18 protein-coding genes are annotated in these 17,935 nt (G+C 71.0%); 9 read left to right on the top strand and 9 right to left on the bottom strand.

Annotated features, from left to right (window positions below):
- Positions 1 to 37: 37 nt before the first annotated feature.
- Positions 38 to 784, bottom strand: a complete 747-nt coding sequence (locus tag ACWEOH_RS13390) for a phosphoglyceromutase (RefSeq protein WP_148733943.1) — start codon at positions 782 to 784, stop codon at positions 38 to 40.
- A 107-nt stretch (positions 785 to 891) separates the two neighbouring features.
- Between ACWEOH_RS13390 and ACWEOH_RS13385 the strand changes: the two genes are divergently transcribed.
- On the top strand, positions 892 to 1,701 hold the full coding sequence (locus tag ACWEOH_RS13385) for a class I SAM-dependent methyltransferase (RefSeq protein ID WP_452031634.1): 810 nt from the start codon (positions 892 to 894) through the stop codon (positions 1,699 to 1,701).
- A gap of 14 nt (positions 1,702 to 1,715) precedes the next feature.
- Here the strand turns inward: ACWEOH_RS13385 and ACWEOH_RS13380 are convergent, their stop codons facing one another.
- The 4 genes from ACWEOH_RS13380 to ACWEOH_RS13365 form a co-directional block, all read right to left on the bottom strand.
- Positions 1,716 to 2,795, bottom strand: coding sequence for an FUSC family protein (locus ACWEOH_RS13380; protein WP_452031632.1), 1,080 nt, complete (start codon positions 2,793 to 2,795; stop codon positions 1,716 to 1,718).
- Positions 2,792 to 3,949 carry a CAF17-like 4Fe-4S cluster assembly/insertion protein YgfZ gene (gene ygfZ, locus ACWEOH_RS13375; protein ID WP_452031630.1) on the bottom strand — a complete coding sequence of 386 codons (1,158 nt, stop codon included), beginning with the start codon at positions 3,947 to 3,949 and terminating at the stop codon, positions 2,792 to 2,794. Before ygfZ ends, ACWEOH_RS13380 begins: the two co-directional genes overlap by 4 nt.
- On the bottom strand, positions 3,949 to 4,557 hold the full coding sequence (locus ACWEOH_RS13370; protein WP_148733939.1) for a nitrobindin family protein: 609 nt from the start codon (positions 4,555 to 4,557) through the stop codon (positions 3,949 to 3,951). Before ACWEOH_RS13370 ends, ygfZ begins: the two co-directional genes overlap by 1 nt.
- Positions 4,558 to 4,695: 138 nt before the next feature.
- Positions 4,696 to 5,010: a hypothetical protein gene (locus ACWEOH_RS13365; protein WP_452031628.1), complete on the bottom strand. Its 315-nt coding sequence runs from the start codon at positions 5,008 to 5,010 to the stop codon at positions 4,696 to 4,698.
- Positions 5,011 to 5,088: 78 nt separating this feature from the next.
- Here ACWEOH_RS13365 and ACWEOH_RS13360 point away from each other — a divergent pair, with 78 nt between their 5' ends.
- The 7 genes from ACWEOH_RS13360 (at position 5,089) to pstB (ending at position 13,187) form a co-directional block, all read left to right on the top strand.
- Positions 5,089 to 5,781, top strand: coding sequence for a response regulator transcription factor (locus ACWEOH_RS13360; RefSeq protein ID WP_452031626.1), 693 nt, complete (start codon positions 5,089 to 5,091; stop codon positions 5,779 to 5,781).
- 68 nt (positions 5,782 to 5,849) lie between these two features.
- A complete protein-coding gene (locus tag ACWEOH_RS13355) occupies positions 5,850 to 8,024 on the top strand; it encodes an RNA degradosome polyphosphate kinase (RefSeq protein ID WP_452031624.1) in 2,175 nt (724 codons plus the stop codon).
- Positions 8,021 to 8,956 carry an NUDIX hydrolase gene (locus ACWEOH_RS13350; protein WP_452031622.1) on the top strand — a complete coding sequence of 312 codons (936 nt, stop codon included), beginning with the start codon at positions 8,021 to 8,023 and terminating at the stop codon, positions 8,954 to 8,956. The genes ACWEOH_RS13355 and ACWEOH_RS13350 overlap by 4 nt, the downstream gene beginning before the upstream one ends.
- 209 nt (positions 8,957 to 9,165) lie before the next feature.
- A complete protein-coding gene (locus tag ACWEOH_RS13345) occupies positions 9,166 to 10,257 on the top strand; it encodes a phosphate ABC transporter substrate-binding protein PstS (RefSeq protein ID WP_452031620.1) in 1,092 nt (363 codons plus the stop codon).
- 98 nt (positions 10,258 to 10,355) lie between these two features.
- Complete coding sequence (pstC, locus tag ACWEOH_RS13340; protein WP_452031618.1) at positions 10,356 to 11,294, top strand: phosphate ABC transporter permease subunit PstC; 939 nt, start codon at positions 10,356 to 10,358, stop codon at positions 11,292 to 11,294.
- Positions 11,294 to 12,388, top strand: coding sequence for a phosphate ABC transporter permease PstA (gene pstA / locus ACWEOH_RS13335; RefSeq protein WP_452031616.1), 1,095 nt, complete (start codon positions 11,294 to 11,296; stop codon positions 12,386 to 12,388). Before pstC ends, pstA begins: the two co-directional genes overlap by 1 nt.
- A 19-nt stretch (positions 12,389 to 12,407) precedes the next feature.
- On the top strand, positions 12,408 to 13,187 hold the full coding sequence (pstB, locus tag ACWEOH_RS13330; RefSeq protein WP_452031614.1) for a phosphate ABC transporter ATP-binding protein PstB: 780 nt from the start codon (positions 12,408 to 12,410) through the stop codon (positions 13,185 to 13,187).
- A 100-nt stretch (positions 13,188 to 13,287) separates the two neighbouring features.
- On the opposite strand, the gene ACWEOH_RS13325 is transcribed toward pstB, so the two are convergent.
- The 3 genes from ACWEOH_RS13325 to ACWEOH_RS13315 all read right to left on the bottom strand — a co-directional run bounded on the left by ACWEOH_RS13325 (position 13,288) and on the right by ACWEOH_RS13315 (position 15,570).
- Positions 13,288 to 14,175, bottom strand: a complete 888-nt coding sequence (locus ACWEOH_RS13325) for an aminodeoxychorismate lyase (protein WP_452031612.1) — start codon at positions 14,173 to 14,175, stop codon at positions 13,288 to 13,290.
- Between the two features lie 242 nt (positions 14,176 to 14,417).
- Positions 14,418 to 15,056: a DNA-directed RNA polymerase subunit beta gene (locus ACWEOH_RS13320; protein WP_452031610.1), complete on the bottom strand. Its 639-nt coding sequence runs from the start codon at positions 15,054 to 15,056 to the stop codon at positions 14,418 to 14,420.
- 49 nt (positions 15,057 to 15,105) lie between these two features.
- Positions 15,106 to 15,570, bottom strand: coding sequence for a hypothetical protein (locus tag ACWEOH_RS13315; protein WP_452031608.1), 465 nt, complete (start codon positions 15,568 to 15,570; stop codon positions 15,106 to 15,108).
- A 668-nt stretch (positions 15,571 to 16,238) separates the two neighbouring features.
- Between ACWEOH_RS13315 and ACWEOH_RS13310 the strand changes: the two genes are divergently transcribed.
- Positions 16,239 to 16,496: a hypothetical protein gene (locus ACWEOH_RS13310; RefSeq protein WP_452031606.1), complete on the top strand. Its 258-nt coding sequence runs from the start codon at positions 16,239 to 16,241 to the stop codon at positions 16,494 to 16,496.
- Positions 16,497 to 16,817: 321 nt separating this feature from the next.
- Here the strand turns inward: ACWEOH_RS13310 and ACWEOH_RS13305 are convergent, their stop codons facing one another.
- Positions 16,818 to 17,858 carry an LLM class F420-dependent oxidoreductase gene (locus ACWEOH_RS13305; protein ID WP_452031604.1) on the bottom strand — a complete coding sequence of 347 codons (1,041 nt, stop codon included), beginning with the start codon at positions 17,856 to 17,858 and terminating at the stop codon, positions 16,818 to 16,820.
- Positions 17,859 to 17,935 lie beyond the last annotated feature (77 nt).

Genomic DNA, 17,935 nt, shown 5'->3' with positions numbered 1-17,935 from the left:
CATCCTCCGCCCTTCGGCGTTCCCGGAGCGACCCGGGCTACTTCTTGCCCTGCGCCGCGACCGCGGCCGCACCGGCGGCAGCCGCCTCGGGGTCGAGGTAGCGGCCGGGCGCGAGCGGCATGAAGTCGTCGCCCAGCTCGTAGACGAGCGGGATGCCGGTGGGGATGTTGAGCTCGGCGATGTCCTCGTCGGAGATGCCGTCGAGGTGCTTCACGAGCGCGCGCAGCGAGTTGCCGTGCGCCGTGACGAGCACGACCTTGCCCGCGGCGAGGTCGGGGATGATGTCGGTCTCCCAGTACGGCAGCATGCGCGCGATGACGTCCTTCAGGCACTCGGTGCGGGGCAGCTCGTCGTCGGAGAGCTCGGCGTAGCGCGGGTCGCCGACCTGCGACCACTCGGCGTCGTCGGGGAGCGGGGGCGGCGGCACGTCGAACGAGCGACGCCAGAGCTGGAACTGCTCGGGCCCGTACTTCTCGAGCGTCTCGGCCTTGTCGAGGCCCTGCAGCGCGCCGTAGTGGCGCTCGTTCAGCCGCCACGACCGGCGCACGGGGATCCACGCCCGGTCGGCGACGTCGAGCGCGATGTTCGCGGTCTGGATCGCGCGCGTGAGCACCGAGGTGTGCTGCACATCGGGCAGCACGCCCTGCTCGACGAGGAGCTCGCCGGCGCGGTTCGCCTCCTCGGTGCCGATGTCGCTGAGCCGCACGTCGACCCAGCCGGTGAACAGGTTCTTCTGGTTCCATTCGCTGTTGCCGTGGCGCAGCAGCACGAGCGTGTGAGGCATGGGGAACAGCCTAGCCGGGGCGGCATCCGCGCTCGTGTCGCGTTTCACCCGGAGACGCACGACCCGGCGACGCGGGGCCGCCCTCGCGGTGCTGCGAGACTGGGACCATGCCCGTCGGATCGATCACCCGCGGCACGACGAACACCAACCGCCTGCGCCGCGTGGATCGATGGATCGGCGAGCAGGCCGCGCTCCGTCCTGCCGCCGACCCCTTCGTGGTCGACCTCGGCTACGGCGCGAGCGGCGTCACGACGTTGGAGCTCGCGGCCCGGCTCACGAGGACGCGTCCCGACGTCGAGGTGCTCGGGCTCGAGATCGATCCCGAGCGCGTGCGCACCGCGCGCGAGCAGCTCGAGCGCACCCGCGCGGGCGACGGCCACTTCCCGACCGACCTGCCGGTCGCGTTCGGGATCGGCGGGTTCGAGGTGCCGACGCCGGGCGGGCGCCGGCCCGCAGTCATCCGGGCGTTCAACGTGCTGCGCCAGTACGACGAGACGCAGGTCGCCGACGCGTGGCGGCGCATGGCCGAGCGACTGGCACCCGGCGGCCTGCTCGTCGAGGGCACCTGCGACGAGCTCGGCCGCGTCGCCAGCTGGGTCGGGGTCACGGCGTCGGGTCCGCGCACCTTCACCATCAGCCTGCGCCGGTCGGGCCTCGAGGCGCCGTCGATCGTGGCGGAGCGCCTGCCGAAGGCGCTGATCCATCGCAACGTGCCCGGCGAGCGCATCCACGAGCTCCTCACCGCGTTCGACCTCGCCTGGCGCATCCACGCGCCGATGTCGGTCTACGGCCCGTCGCAGCGGTGGATCGCCGCGGTCGCCACGCTCCGGCACGAGGGCTGGCACGTCATCGGGGGCCCGCGGCGCACCCGCCTCGGCGAGCTCACGCTGCCGTGGGAGGCGGTCGCGCCGGGCTGACGGATGCCGCGGGCTCAGTCCGCCGGCAGCAGCGACCGCGCCGCGTCGAGCTCAAGCCCCGTCGCGGTGAGCAGGTCGACGAGGTACGGCCGCAGCGCCGTGATCGTGTTCCGGTCGCCGACCGGACCGTCGGGGAGGATCGCGATCGGGTCGAGGTGCCGGGCGATCTCGGAGAAGGCCTGCCGTGCGACCGGTTGCGCCGACACGTCGCGCAGCGAGTCGGCGAGCAGAGCGAGCGCCGTCGCGATGCGCGCATGCACGTCGGCGATCTCGGGACGCGGGCGCCCGTCGCGCAGCACCCACTCGATGCGGCGCGCGATGATGCGGAGGTTCCGCGTGGCGAGGTCGAGGCCCGAGCACATCACGAGCAGCCGCTCGAGGTCGAACCGCGACCGGCGCACGAACGGCGACACACGGGCGATCGCGAGTCCGGAGTCGACCGACGCGGTCCACGACTCGACGAGGGGCTGCGTGGCCCGGGCGCGGGAGAGCGCCCGGCCGGCGGCATCCGTGCGCCCGGCCCGGAGCGCGTCGGCGAGCTCGCCCAGCACGCCGACGTGCTCGTCGATGAGGCGCCGGCCGTCGCGCACCGCGGTGCGGCGGGGGTCGCGCGGGATGATCGCGGTCGCCGCGAGCGCGAACGCACCGCCGACCACGGCGTCGAGCGTGCGCACGAACGGGCCGCCCACGGGGGCCGGCACGAGCATGACGAGCGAGCACTGCACGGCGGCGGCGATGGCGAACGCGGCGTTCGCCGAGACGAGCCGCGCGACGGCGAGCGTCAGGGCGAGCGCGGCGCCGTACTGCAGCAGTCCGGGACCCGCGGCGAGCAGGAGCACCTCGGCGAGCGCGATGCCGAGCGTCATCGCGACGACGGTCTCGAGCACGCGGATCGGGCGGGCGTCCCGCACGAAGCCGAGCGCCGTGATCGCGACGATCGCGGCGATGAGCGGCTCGTCGTGGCCGAGCACGTACACGGCGAAGGCGTACGCGGCCACTGCGGTGACCGTGACCTGCAGGATCGCGGGCACCGAGTCGCGGAGCCGCCGGGACCCGTCCGCGAGACGCGCGGAGAGCCCGGCGGCGACGCTCACTTGCGGACGCCGAGCCGGGGCAGTCGTGGCACGTCGACCGCGGCGCCGGCGTCGGCCGGCACGATCTCGACCTGCGCGGCGGCCACGTCGATGCCGTGGCTCTCGACGATGAGCGGCAGGCCGGCGGGCACCGCCCGCTTGACCACGGCGAGCGCCACCGGGCCGAGCTCGTGATGCATGGCGCTCGACGTGATGCGGCCGACGGGCCGGCGCTCGGGCTCCTCGCCCTCTGCGGGCTCGGGGCGCACCTTCTCGCCGACGACCAGGTCGCCGCGCGCGGGCAGCACCGTGTCGCTGCCATCGAGGTGCAGCAGCACGAGCCGGCGCGGCGGCCGCCCGAGGTTCAGCACCTTGGCGACCGTCTCCTGGCCCTTGTAGCAGCCCTTGCCGAGGTCGACGGCGCTGCGCAGCCAGTCGAGCTCGTGCGGGATGGTCTTCTCGTCGACCTCCGACGCGAGTCGCGGACGCCACGCCGCGATGCGCAGCGCCTCGGCGGCGAGCGACCCGGCCACGGGCACCCGCCCGGTGCGCACGGCCGCGGCGGCGGTCGCGAGTTCGTCGCGCGGCACGATCCGCTCGATCCAGTGCCACTCGGATGCCGGGTGGCCGGCGTCGGGCGCGTAGCGGTGGGCGGTCGGCGCGGGCTCGCTCCACGGGTCGGTCCAGTCGAGCGGCACCCCGTTCGGGGAGGACGCGGGCACCGCGGCATCCAGTGCGGCGACGGATGCCGCGGCGACGACGCCGAACTCGGCCGAGCGGTCGGCGACCTCGACCCGCAGCATGAAGCGCATGCGGTCGAGGAAGGCGGCCAGCGGCGCGGCATCCGACCCCTCGACGACGAACCAGGTGGTCTCGCCGTCGTCGACGAGGTGGGCGTCGTGCTCGATGTGGCCCGCCGCGTCGAGGAAGAGGGCCTCGGCGGAGGCGCCCGGCGCGAGCCGGTCGAGCGCCTGGCTCGCCATGGAGTGCAGCCAGGTCAGCCGATCGGGCCCGGTGACGGTGAGGACGCCGCGGTCGGAGAGGTCGACGATCGCCTCGCCGCGCTCGAGCCGGCGCTGCTCGACGATCGGGTTGCCGTAGTGGCCCGGCACGCCCTCGTCGATGCCCTCGGCGGGCACCGCGCCGTCGAGCGCCAGGAACGGCGAGCCCGACATCAGTCGACCTTCGCGAGTCGGGCGGAGGCGTGCGTCCGCAGGTCCTGGCCGAGCGCGGCCATGTCCCACGCCCAGAGCAGGTGTCCCTCCACGAGTCCGTAGAGGCGCGTCGCTGCGGCGTAGTCCTTGGCGCCCGCCGTGCGCATCACCGCGTCGGTGGCGAGGTCGATGCGCGGGCCCTTGACCTGGCCGAGGTAGAGCTCGGCGACGCCGCCCGGGTGCACGAGCGACACCTCGAGGTCGAAGCCGCCGTCGGCGTTGCGGAGCGTCTCGACGGACTCCGCGTCGGGGTACTCGGGGTCGCCCACCGCGGGGAGCAGGCCGGGACCGACGTCGCCCGTGCCGAGCTCGCGTTCGATGCGCCAGTAGCCGGTCTCGGTCGCGAGCGGCTTCGGGTCGCCGTCGGGCTCGTCGGGGAAGAGCCAGGTGTACGACGTGTAGTTGAGGTGCGGCAGCCCGTCGTGGCTGAAGCTCACGCGCTGCCCGAACTCGTGGGTGACCGACTCGTCGCCCACCTTGTAGTCGATGACGCCCGAACCCTCCCAGACCCCGATGAGCCAGGAGAGCGGGACGAGCTCGGCCGGAAGGTCGACGGGAAGCTCGATCATGCGATCAGCGCTGCCCCTTGAAGAGCTTGTAGACGACGACGCCGCTGATCCAGGCGATCGCGAGGCTGGCGAGCCCGAGCAGGCCGATGAAGAGGAGTTCGAGGGCGAGCAGCTGCGACATGGTCCGAGTCTACCCGCTCACCCGAGGGCCGACGGCGCCACCGCGAGGGCGGCCAGGGCGACGATCACGGCCGCGCCGGCCACGCTCGCACTCGCCCGCGTGACGTAGCCGCTCGGCCGTCGCGTCGCCAGCTGCACGACGAGCGCGCCGAGCACGGATGCCGCGAAGACGATGCCGAGCGCGCCGTACACGCCGAGCGACCGGGGGTCGTCGAACCAAGCGCCCGAGCCCGAGTACGCGAGCGTGACGACGAGGATCGAGCCGACCGCCGCGATGACCCACACGAGCACGATCCCGGGCCATCCGCCCCGCGTCTCCGAACCCGCCTGCATCGCAATCCCCGTTCACCTCGCACAGCCGATGTCCGGCGTCACGTAGTATTGACCGCACCTTACTACTGGAGGGTGTGCGTGGCGCAGCTGCTGATCCTGTCGCCGGCGGCCAACGATGACGTTCTCCCGGCTCTGTCACTCCTGACTCACCGCGTGCGGATCATCCCCGCATCGCCTGAGCAGCTGGTCAGGGCGCCCGAATCCGACCTGGTCCTCCTCGACGCCCGCACCAACCTCGCCGGCGCGAAGGCGCTCTCGCAGATCCTGCGCACCACGGGCCTCTCGGTCCCGCTCGTCCTCATCGTCACCGAGGGCGGCCTCACGGCCGTCACGCCCGACTGGGGCATCGACGACGTCGTGCTCGTCGACGCCGGCCCCGCCGAGGTCGACGCGCGCATCCGACTCGCCCTCGGTCGTGCGCAGTCGAACCAGCCCTCCGAGCGCATCCAGACCTCCGGCGTCGTCATCGACGAGGCGAGCTACTCGGCCAAGGTGCACGGCCGCACGCTCGACCTCACCTACAAGGAGTTCGAGCTGCTCCGCTTCCTCGCGGCGCATCCCTCTCGCGTGTTCACCCGCGAGCAGCTGCTCAGCGAGGTGTGGGGCTACGACTACTTCGGCGGCACGCGCACGGTCGACGTGCACGTGCGGCGCCTGCGGGCGAAGCTCGGCGACCTCGACAGCCTCATCGGCACGGTGCGCAACGTCGGCTACCGGTTCAACGTCCACGAGGAGGACGACCAGGGCGCGACGACGGTCAGCACCCGCTGACGTCGGCCGTCACGAGCCGTTCACACGGTCCTCACCCTCGGTGACTTGCCCAGTGGCATGATGTTGGGATGACGGACGCCGCCCTCGACGAAGACCGTACCGCGAGCGACTTCGACGACGACTTCGAGCCCTTCGACATCGAGGGTGCGCCCGAGCTGCCCGCCGAGCGATACCTCGACCGCGAGCTCAGCTGGCTCGCGTTCAACCAGCGCGTGCTCGAGCTCGCCGAGGATCCGCGGCTCCCCGTGCTCGAACGGGCCAACTTCCTCGCCATCTTCGCATCGAACCTCGACGAGTTCTTCATGGTCCGCGTCGCCGGACTCAAGCGCCGCATCAACACCGGCCTGGCCGTGCCGACCAACGTCGGTCGCGCGCCGATCGACGTGCTGAGCGACATCTCGAGGAAGGCGCACGAGCTGCAGGAGCGGCACGCGGCGGCGTACCAGGAGCTCGTGAAGCCCGCGCTCGCGGAGTCGGGCATCCGCATCGTGACCTGGGCGGAGCTCGGCGAGCGCGAGCAGGAGCACCTGCACGGGTACTTCTCGCGGCAGATCTTCCCGGTGCTGATGCCGCTCGCGGTCGACCCGGCGCATCCGTTCCCCTATATCTCCGGCCTCTCGCTCAACCTCTCGGTGCGCGTGCGCAACAGCCGCAGCGGCCGCCAGGAGTTCGCCCGCGTGAAGGTGCCGCAGATGCTGCCCCGGTTCGTGCAGGTCGACCCCGACGAGTCCATCGAGGATGCCAGGTGGATCGCGCTCGAGGACCTCATCGCCAACCACCTCGAGGACCTGTTCCCCGGCATGGAGATCGTCGAGCACCACGTGTTCCGCGTGACCCGCAACGAGGACGTGGAGATCGAGGAGGACGAGACCGAGAACCTCATCAAGGCGCTCGAGAAGGAGCTGCTCCGACGGCGGTTCGGCCCGCCGATCCGCCTGGAGATCACCGACGACATGGACGAGGTGACGCTCGGACTGCTCGTGCGCGAGCTCGACATCTCCGACCAGGAGGTCTACCGGCTCCCCGCGCCGCTCGACCTCGGCGGGCTGTTCGACCTCGCGAGGATCGACCGTCCCGACCTGCACTACCCCATCCACGTGCCGGCGACGAACCGCCAGCTCCAGCCCGCCGAGCCGAACCGCCCGGCCGACATCTTCGCCGCCGTCTCGCGCAAGGACGTGCTGCTGCACCACCCCTACGAGTCGTTCGCGACGAGCGTCCAGGCCTTCCTCGAGCAGGCCGCCGCCGACCCCGACGTGCTCGCCATCAAGCAGACGCTCTACCGCACGTCCGGCGACAGCCCCATCGTCGAGGCCCTGATCGACGCCGCCGAGTCGGGCAAGCAGGTGCTCGCGCTCGTCGAGATCAAGGCGCGCTTCGACGAGGCCGCGAACATCACGTGGGCGCGCAAGCTCGAGAAGGCGGGCGTGCACGTGGTCTACGGGCTCGTCGGGCTGAAGACGCACTGCAAGCTCGCGCTCGTGATCCGGCAGGAGAAGGGCGGGCTGCGGCACTACAGCCACATCGGCACGGGCAACTACAACCCCAAGACGAGCCGCATCTACGAGGACCTCGGGCTCCTCACCGCCGACGACCAGGTCGGCAAGGATCTGACCCGGCTGTTCAACGAGCTCTCGGGTTACGCCATCGAGAAGAAGTTCAAGCGGCTGCTCGTCGCGCCCCTCCACCTGCGCAAGGGGCTGCTGAAGCTCATCGCGGGCGAGGTGCGCAACGCCGAGGCCGGCCGCCCCGCGCGCATCCGCATCAAGGTCAACTCCATCGTCGACGAGTCGATCATCGACGCCCTCTACCGGGCCTCGAACGCCGGCGTCGCCGTCGACGTCTGGGTCCGCGGCATCTGCAGCCTGCGGCCCGGGATCCCGGGGCTGAGCGAGAACATCCGGGTGCGCTCCATCCTCGGCCGCTACCTCGAGCACTCCCGCATCTTCTCGTTCCTCAACGACGGCGACCCGCAGGTCTACATCGGCTCGGCCGACATGATGCACCGCAACCTCGACCGACGCGTCGAGGCGCTCGTGCGGCTCACCGACGCCGACCACCTGGCGGAGATCGACACGTTCTGGGACCTCGCGATGGACGACCGCACGAGCTCGTGGTGGCTCGACGGCTCGGGCGAGTGGACCCGGCACTCGGTCGACGAGGCGGGGCATCCGCTCGACGACTCGCAGACCCAGTTCATGCAGCAGACGGGTCAGCGCACCCGTTCGGGGAAGCGGCGTTGACGACCGCGATCTACGCCGCCGGCGCCGTCTGCTGGCGGGTCATCGACGGGCGGATCCACGTGCTGGTCGTGCACCGCACGGTGTACGGCGACGTCACGATCCCGAAGGGCAAGGTCGACCCGGGCGAGTCGCTCCCCCGCACTGCGGTGCGCGAGATCGCCGAGGAGACCGGCCTCGAGGTCGCGCTCGGCGTGCCGCTCGGCATCTCGCGGTACCCGCTGCCCAGCGGTCGCGAGAAGATCGTGCACTACTGGGCCGCCGAGGTGAGCGAGAAGGCGGTGCAGCGCTCGACGTTCAAGCCGAACGCCGAGATCGCCGCGCTCGAGTGGGTCACCATCAAGCGCGCCCGAACGTACCTCAGTTACGAGCCCGACGTCGAGATCCTCGAGAACTTCGCCAAGCTGGTCGACCAGGGCGTGACGTCGACGTTCGCGCTGCTGCTCGTGCGGCACGGCAAGGCCGTCGGGCGCAGCGGCTGGAAGGACGCGGATGCCGCGCGGCCGCTCGTCGAGCGCGGCGTGCAGCAGGCGGCCGCGATGGTCGACACGGTCACCGCATGGGCGCCGAAGCGCATCGTCTCCTCGCCCGCGGTGCGCTGCATCGCGACGGTCGCGCCGCTCGCCGCGGCGACCGGCATGACGATCAAGCGCGAGGAGGGCATCAGCCAGGACGCCTGGGAGTCGGGCCACGACGAGGTGCGCCGCGTGGTCGGCAAGCGCGTGCGCGCCGGCAAGACGGCGGTACTCTGCGGGCACGGGCCCGTGCTGCCCGAGATGATGCGGGAGATCGCGCTCGCGACGGGCACCCCGCTCGGCTCCTACGTGACGGATGCCGCGGGGCTCGAGCCCGGCGCGTTCAGCGTCGTGCACCTGAGCGCCACGAACTCGGGCTCGGGCCTCATCGCGATCGAGACGCACGCGCCGAGGGCGTGACGCGCAGCGCCACCGCCGTCGCGAGAGAACGGCGGCAGCCCGGCGGTCCTCGCGGAAACCAGCGCCCATCTGGGCCATCCGGAGCCGACAAGTCTCGTTCACCTCCCGTTTACCGTCGTGGCGGAAGCTCGTAAGGCGCGAGTCCTAGCGTCGCAGGCGGGTCGGCACCCGACCCGACACCCTGCAATCGAACCCCGGAAGGGAATCACGTGAACCTCAAGCGTTTCGGCGTGCCCGCCGTCATCGCCGTCACCGCGGCGATCGCGCTCAGCTCCTGCGCCTCCAACGAGGGCGCCGCTGCGCCCTCGGAGTCGGCCTCGTCGCTCTCGGGCAACCTCGTCGGCGCCGGCGCGTCCTCGCAGGACGCCGCCCAGCAGGCCTGGATCGCCGCGTTCCAGACGGCGAACCCCGAAGTCACGATCGACTACGACCCCTCGGGCTCGGGCGCGGGCCGCGAGACCTTCCTCGAGGGCGCCAGCGACTTCGCCGGCTCCGACCGCGCGTTCAACGACGAGGAGATCGGCGCCGGCGGCTTCGCCAACTGCGCGCCCGACACCGACATCGTCGAGCTCCCCGTCTACATCTCCCCGATCGCCGTGATCTTCAACGTCGAGGGCGTGGACACGCTCGACCTCGACGCGGCGACCGTCGCCGGCATCTTCGCCGGCACGATCACCCAGTGGAACGACCCGGCGATCGCCGACCAGAACCCCGACGCCACGCTCCCCGACCAGGCGATCACGCCGGTGCACCGCTCCGACGACTCGGGCACGACCGAGAACTTCACGGACTACCTGTCCGCCACCGCCGCCGACGTGTGGACCTTCGAGCCCGACGGCGTGTGGCCGCTCGAGAGCGGCGAGGGCGCGCAGGGCACCTCGGGCGTCGTGGACGCGGTGACCAACGGCACCGGCACCATCGGCTACGCCGACGCGTCGCGCGCAGGTGACCTCGGCACCGTGTCGATCAAGGTCGGCGACGAGTACGTCGCGTACTCGCCCGAGGCCGCCGCTGCGGTCGTCGACGCCTCGCCGCTCGCCGAGGGCCGCTCGGAGGGCGACCTCGCGATCGAGGTCGACCACGCGACCGAGGAGGCCGGCGTCTACCCGATCATCCTCGTGAGCTACCTCATCGGCTGCCAGGAGTACGCCGAGTCGGAGAACGTCGAGCTCGTGAAGTCGTACTTCTCCTACGTCGCCAGCCCCGAGGGCCAGGACGACGCGGCCGAGGCCGCCGGCTCCGCCCCGATCTCCGACTCGCTCCGCGAGCAGATCGTCGCGGCGATCGACTCCATCCAGTAAGTGGTCTCGTGCCCGACCCCCGAGGATCGACGGTATCCGACGGGGTCGGGCACGGCCATGTCCCTGAACCACCACAGAAACACGAGGGTCAACGCCAGATGAGCACCGCACCCACCGCCATCAAGGCGAAGCAGCGACCCGGTGACCGGGTCTTCTCCGGCTCGGCCGTCTTCGCCGGGTCGATGATCCTCGTCACCCTCGCCGCCGTCGCGATCTTCCTGATCGTCCAGAGCCTCCCGGCACTCGTGGCGGACCACGAGGACGCCTCGATCCTCCCCGACAACTTCTGGTCGTACGTCGGCCCGTTGGTCTTCGGCACCGTCTGGGCCGCCGCCCTCGCCCTGCTCTTCGCCGTGCCGATCTCGATCGGCATCGCGCTGTTCATCTCGCACTACGCACCGCGCCGCCTCGCGTCGGTGCTCGGCTACATCGTCGACCTGCTCGCCGCGGTGCCCTCGGTCGTGTTCGGCCTCTGGGGCATCGGCGTGCTCGCGCCCGCCGTGCAGCCCATCTACTCCTGGCTGGTCGACAACCTCGGCTGGTTCCCGCTCTTCGCCGGGCCCGTCTCGGGCACCGGCCGCACGATCCTCACCGCCGCGCTGGTGCTCGCGGTGATGGTCCTGCCGATCATGACGGCCATCTGCCGCGAGGTCTTCCTGCAGACCCCGGTCCTCCACGAGGAGGCCGCGCTCGCGCTCGGCGCGACCCGCTGGGAGATGATCCGCACGGCGGTGCTGCCGTTCGGCCGCTCCGGCATCGTCTCGGCCTCCGTGCTCGGCCTCGGCCGCGCACTCGGCGAGACGATGGCCGTCGCCATGGTGCTCTCCGCGACCGGCGCGGTGACCTTCCAGCTCCTCACGTCGGTGAACCCGACCACGATCGCCGCGAACATCGCCCTGAGCTTCCCCGAGGCCTACGGCATGAACGTCAACGTGCTCATCGCGACCGGCCTCATCCTGTTCGTCGTCACCTTCATCGTCAACGCGATCGCCCGCTGGATCGTCAGCCGTCGCAAGGAATTCTCGGGAGCCAACTGATGACCATGACGATGAAGCCCGAGCCGGCCACCGGCACCCCGATCGCGAACTCCCTCACCGCAGGTCGCCTGCCCGCGCCCATCCCGTGGATCATCCTCGGCACTGCGATCGCCGTGTCGTTCGCCGTCTTCGGCGTGATGGCCCTCGCCGCCGGCACCGGCCTGAACTGGGGCGGCGCGCTCCTCGTCGGCGCCATCCTGTACATCCCGTCGATCTGGCTGTTCTCGATGCTCGTCGAGGGCCGCCGTCGCGCGATGGACCGCCTCGTGACCGCCCTCGTGACCGGCGCGTTCGTGATCGCGATGATCCCGCTCGTGTCGCTCACCATCACGGTGATCACGTTCGGCCTCAACCGCTTCGACCTCGACTTCTTCTCGATGTCGATGCGCAACGTCACCGGGGAGGGCGGCGGCGCGCTGCACGCGATCGTGGGCACGCTCCTCATGACCGGCACCGCCGCGCTCATCTCGATCCCCATCGGGCTCATGACCTCGATCTACCTCGTCGAGTACGGCCGCGGCCGGCTCGCCAGGGGCATCACGTTCCTCGTCGACGTCATGACCGGCATCCCCTCGATCGTCGCCGGTCTCTTCGCCTATGCGCTCTTCGCGATCTTCTGGGGCCCCGGCACCCGCACCGGCATCGCCGGCGCCGTCGCGCTGTCGGTCCTCATGATCCCGGTCGTGGTGCGCTCCAGCGAGGAGATGCTGCGGCTCGTGCCGAACGAGCTGCGCGAGGCGGCCTACGCCCTCGGCGTGCCGAAGTGGCTCACGATCGTGAAGGTCGTGCTCCCCACCTCGATCGCCGGCATCACCACCGGCATCATGATCTCCATCGCCCGTGTCATCGGCGAGACCGCCCCGCTGCTCATCGCGGCCGGCTTCACCGCGAGCATGAACTACAACCTCTTCGAGGGCCGCATGTCGTCGCTTCCGGTGTTCGTCTACACGCAGTACGCCAACCAGGGCAACCCGCCCGAGGCGTACCTCGACCGTGCGTGGGCCGCCGCACTCACCCTGATCCTCATCGTCATGTTGCTCAACCTCATCGCGCGGGTCGTCGCCAAGGCCTTCGCCCCCAAGTTCGGCCGCTGAAACGCCAGATAGGAAACCCGTGTCCAAGCGCATCGAAGTCCGCGATCTCAACGTCTACTACGGCAAGTTCCTCGCCGTCGAGGGCGTGAGCCTCGAGATCGAACCCCGCAGCGTCACCGCCTTCATCGGGCCGTCGGGCTGCGGAAAGTCGACGTTCCTCCGCACCCTCAACCGCATGCACGAGGTCATCCCCGGCGCGCGCGTCGAGGGCGAGGTCCTCATCGACGGCAACAACCTGTACGACCCCGCCGTCGACCCGGTGCTCGTGCGCCGCCAGGTGGGCATGGTGTTCCAGCGCCCCAACCCCTTCCCCACGATGTCGATCCGCGACAACGTGCTCGCGGGCGTCAAGCTCAACAACCGCCGCATCTCGAAGTCCGACGCCGACGACCTGGTCGAGAAGTCGCTGCAGGGCGCGAACCTCTGGAACGAGGTCAAGGACCGCCTCGACCGCCCGGGCTCGGGCCTCTCGGGCGGCCAGCAGCAGCGCCTCTGCATCGCCCGCGCCATCGCGGTGTCGCCCGAGGTCATCCTCATGGACGAGCCGTGCTCGGCCCTCGACCCCATCTCGACGCTCGCGATCGAGGACCTCATCGAGGAGCTGAAGCTGCAGTACACGATCGTGATCGTGACCCACAACATGCAGCAGGCGAGCCGCGTCTCCGACCGGACCGCGTTCTTCAACATCGCCGGCACCGGCAAGCCCGGCAACCTCATCGAGTACGACGACACGACGACGATCTTCTCGAACCCGTCGGTCAAGGCCACCGAGGACTACGTCTCGGGTCGATTCGGCTGAACCTCCGACAGGCTCAGGAACCATCGGATGCCGCGTGCGCGGCGTTCGAGACCCGAGGGCGGTCGTGCGCGCAGCACGGCCGCCCTCGTCGTGTCGGCGCTCAGTCCCTCGGGCTGAGCAGGTAGTCGTTGAGCGTGCGCGTCTCGGCGGCGTCGTAGGGCATCGGCGCGCCGTCGAGCTCGGTGATGCCGGCCGCGAGCCGGACGCTGGACACGAGCCACGCGGCATCCGCTGCCCGGAGCTCGTCGACGGGGATGTCGCGGTACTCGGTGCGCCGGCCGGTCGCCTCGAGGTGCTCGAAGAGGCTGAGCTGGGTCGTGCCGTGCAGGATCGCGCCCGACGGCGCGGGCGTCGACCACACGTCGCCGTGGCGCAGGATGACGCTCGACGTCGGCCCCTCCATGACGTAGCCATCGCTCGTGACGAAGATCGTGTCGTCGGCGCCGCGACGGTGCGCCTCGCGCAGCGCGGCCATGTTCACCGCGTAGCTCAGCGTCTTCGCGCCGAGCAGCAGCCAGGGCGCGCGCTCGGCCGTGCCGCGGTCGTAGCCGCGGTCGAGGGTGACGACGCGGATGCCGCGCTCGCGCGGTGCGCTGAAGTCCGCAGCGGGCGAGACGTGCAGCCAGGCCGTGGGCGCGGGCCCGTGTTCGACGCCGCGGCTCAGCACGAGCTTCAGCGCGAACTCCCCCGTCGCCGGCAGCGCCGCGACGGCGCGGGCGATCGCCGCCTCCCACTGCGCGAGGTTGGGCTCGGGGAGCTCGCAGATGCGCGCCGAGTTGCGGAGGCGCTCGAGGTGCGGGCGGACCTCCTGCGCGTGCCCGTCGACGACGCCGATGGTCTCGAAGATGCCGTCGCCCCGCTGCGTCGACAGCTCGCCGACCCGCAGGGCCGGTGCGGAGGCGTCGACCTCCCGGAACGTCCCGTCGACGGCGGTCGCGTCGGCGTCGGCGGCGAGGGGCTCGATGAGCAGGGTGACGGTGTCGGGCATCCTCCGATGCTACGCGGCGCGAGGTGCCGTCGAATGCGCACGGATGCCGCGGCCGCCGTCTGCGGCGATCGCGATGCACGGGGCCGGACATGGAAATACCGGGCCGCAGAACGCCTCTCGGCGCGAGGCCGCTCGGAGCGGCGAATATTGGAGCCCGGGGTTACTGCGGCCCGGCACAAAGAGTCTAAACGACGGTTGGGGATGGTTCATTCCCGATGCCGGGAATCCGATCGCAGGGTGCGTCAGTCGAGCGCGTCGCGCCGCCAGAGCCGCGCGCACGACGTGAACTCGTCGGCGAGCTGGGTGAGGCGCAGGGCCCGCTGGGTGAGCTCGGTGGGCCGTTCGGGATGCGCCGCGTCCGCGGCATCCGCATCGTCGGCCAGGCTGGCGAAGCCCGCGGCCACGACCCGGCAGAACGCGGCGGCGCGCTCGAGCGCCACCGCGAAGTCGCCCGTGAAGACGCCGTGCAGGATGCGGTCGGCGAGCTCCTGCACCTCGGTGGGTCCGGCGGGGATGGCGGCGCCCGCGACGACCTGGTCGATGGTGTGCGACACCTCCGTGCCCCGCTGGAAGGCGTGGCTCACGCCGAGCGGATCCTGGCGGATGAGCGTGCGCAACAGGTAGACGCGCCAGAGCGCGCCGGGGAGGCTCTTGGCGGAGGACTGCGACCAGAGCTCGGCGATCGCGTCGATGCCGTGCTCGTCGGTGTACGTGATGAGGCGCTGGACGATGACCGGATCGGGGTCCTCACGGACGCGCGAGAGGATCGCCGAAGCGGTGTCGTGCGCGACGCGGCTCAGCGTCGCCGGGTCGTCGCCGCCCACGAAGCCCTCGAACATGCCGGGCGGGATGCGGGTGGGTCGGTGGTAGTCGGAAGCCATCGCGGCCACGATACTCCTCGCGGCCGAACGCGGACCGGGTGAGCCGGGCTCACGTGGCCTCGCCCGCCCGTCGCATGAGTTCGGTGCGCCAGGTCTCCCCCATGCGCTCGTAGGTGACCTTCGCGTGGCAGTTGCGACACCGCACGTCGCACTTCGCGATCTCGTCCATGACGCGGGCCCACGAGTACGCGGCCTTCGCGAGCTTCATCACCTCGGCCGACTTCTCGCTCCCGTCGCGATGGTCGAAGTCGAGCACGCGGAGGTCCGCCTCGCCGCAGTCCACGCACGGATGCCCGAGGAGGAAGGCGCCGATGCGCGCCAGGTTGCGCGCCCGCGTGCGTGCCACCTGATCGGCCACCGCACGTCGATGCTTCTCGAGGTTCTCGGTGTAGTAGCGCCGGGATCGCGCGGCGTTGCACTCGCGGCAGACCGACTGGCGCCCGTCTCGCGATGCGGTGCGCAGGTTGAAGGCGTCGAGCGGCAGCGATCGTCGACAGGTCGAGCACGCCTTCATGTCGCCACGCTATCGGCGACCGAGGACATCGAACGCGACGGTTTCGACCGTCCCGGATGGGAGTCCGGCGACCACCGCTTCGGTGCCTGTTAGGGTGGTCAACGCCCCTATAGCTCAGTTGGTTAGAGCAACGGACTTCAACAGAACAATGGAGCGCCGGCGCCGAAATGCGCCGGATGAACGCCGCTGTATGCTGGAACACCCTGAGAGCCGGCCGTACTCGTTCGCCCACCGCGAGCAGTGACAATCGGACCGGATTGGGCAATCAGCAGGTAACCGAGAGGGAACCTCAGAGACTATACGCGGCGCACCTGAACGACTCGGTCGAAGGTGGTGAGATAGTCCAGACTGCAAGCCGTCGAACGGTGGCTGGGGAAACCCAGTGCAGCAGGTTAATCCGTGGGTCCAGGGTTCGAGTCCCTGTGGGGGCACTGTCGATCACGGTGCGCGGTTCGAAGCGCGCAGCCTGCAGCAGGATGCATCTCGTGGGCGCCCTGTCAAGCCCTACCGTCCCCCGTTCGCGGGGCGTAGGAATGGTGTCACGGGTCTCAGCGACCCGAAGAGGCGGGCCGGACCGGCCGGCGCTGCGCTATCGACCACGCGCATCCCAGGACGTGTCGACCGGTGCCGGTCCGCCATCAACGTTCATTCGATGGGAAGTGTGCGAGATGCTCTCGCGACCGCAGACGGCGACTCGTTCCCACGTCGAGCTCACGCCGCTCAGCGAGAAGACCTGGCGCGTGTGCGACGACCGATTCGACACCGGCGACCGACGTCGGATCGTGGGGTACCTCCAAGACCTCGACGGCGAGTACGAGATGCTGTGGATGCGACCGCATCCGGGCGTCGTCTACCGCCACCCCACGATGGAGTCCGCGGTCGCCGCCATCACCGTGCGACTCGACCGCACGTCGTTCGTCGACTGAGGCGAACGCCCTCGCGTGATCGCCGACCTCCGTCGGCCCGCTACCGCGTGATCACGCGGATCCCGGCGTTCCCCGGGGCACCGCCAGACGGGGGTTCGAGCGTCGAGTCCGGTTCGACCGGGGCTCAGAGCTCGAACGTCCCCGCCACGGCGGCTCCTCCCCAGGTTCCCCTTCCCCCACGGCATCGTGCGGGTGAGACACACGCTAATCCCGACCGGGTCGCTGCGCCAGCATCGTGCCCTGTTTTGGGGGACTTCCCTGTGTCGGAGCACGTTCGCAGGCGCCTGCGAAACGTCGTCGGCACGGATGCCGCGGCGACCTTCAGCCGACCAGCCGCCGGAACCCCGCCATCAGCGCCACGCGCTCGGCGGAGTCGCGCGCGAGCGGCGTCACGGCGAGCGTCGTGACACCCGCCTCGCGGAACGCCGCCACGCGCTCGGCGACGTACGAGGCCGGCCCGATGAGCGAGATCGCCCGCACGAGCTCGTCGGGCACCGCCGCGATCGCCTCATCGCGTCGCCCCTTGAGGTAGAGGTCCTGCACACGCGCCGCCTCGGCCTCGAAGCCGTAGCTCGCGATGAGGTCGTTGTAGAAGTTCTTGCCGCGGGCGCCCATGCCGCCCACGTAGAGCGCGAGCTGCGGCTTGACGAGCGGCAGCACGGCCTCGGGCCGGTCGGTGATGGCGAGCGCCGGGCTCGCGAAGACGTCGAGCGGCGCGAGCTCGGGCTGGCGCTTCGCCGCACCGGTCGCCAGCGCGTCGCCCCAGACGGCGCCGGCGCGCTCGGGGTGGAAGAACATCGGCAGCCACCCGTCGGCGATCTCGGCGGTCTGCTCGACGGACTTCGGGCCGAGGGCGGCGACGGTGATCGGGATGCGCTCGCGCACCGGGTGGTTGATGAGCTTCAGCGGCTTGCCGAGCCCGGTCCCCTGCCCCTCGGGCAGCGGGATGCGATAGTGGCGCCCCTCGTGCACGACCGGCTCGCGACGCCAGACCTGGCGGCACACGGCGACGAGCTCGCGGATGCGGCCCACGGGCGCGTCGTACGGCACGCCGTGGAAGCCCTCGACGACCTGCGGTCCGGATGCCCCGACTCCGAGCTCGAAGCGGCCGTCGGACACGTAGTCGAGGCCCGCCGCCGTCATCGCGGTGAGCGTGGGCGTGCGCGTGTAGAGCTGCAGGATGCCGGACATGAGCGTCATGCGGTTCGTGCGGGCCGCGAGGAACCCGAGCTGGCTCACGGCGTCGAACGAGTAGGCCTCGGGCACCGCCACGAGGTCGACGCCGGATGCCTCGAGCTCGGCGACCTCGTCGGCGACCTCCCGGAAGCCGCCCGCGTAGTTCAGGAACATGCCGACGCGCATCCGTCACTCCCTCGTCGTGTGCTGCGCCCGGCTCCGATGTCGTCGGGCACCTCAGACCATAACGGACGGTCGTGCGC

The sequence above is a fragment of the Agromyces sp. NPDC004153 genome (assembly GCF_053603635.1).
The sequence above is the reverse complement of the archived record's forward strand: the minus strand, read 5'-3'. Positions and strand labels throughout refer to the sequence as shown.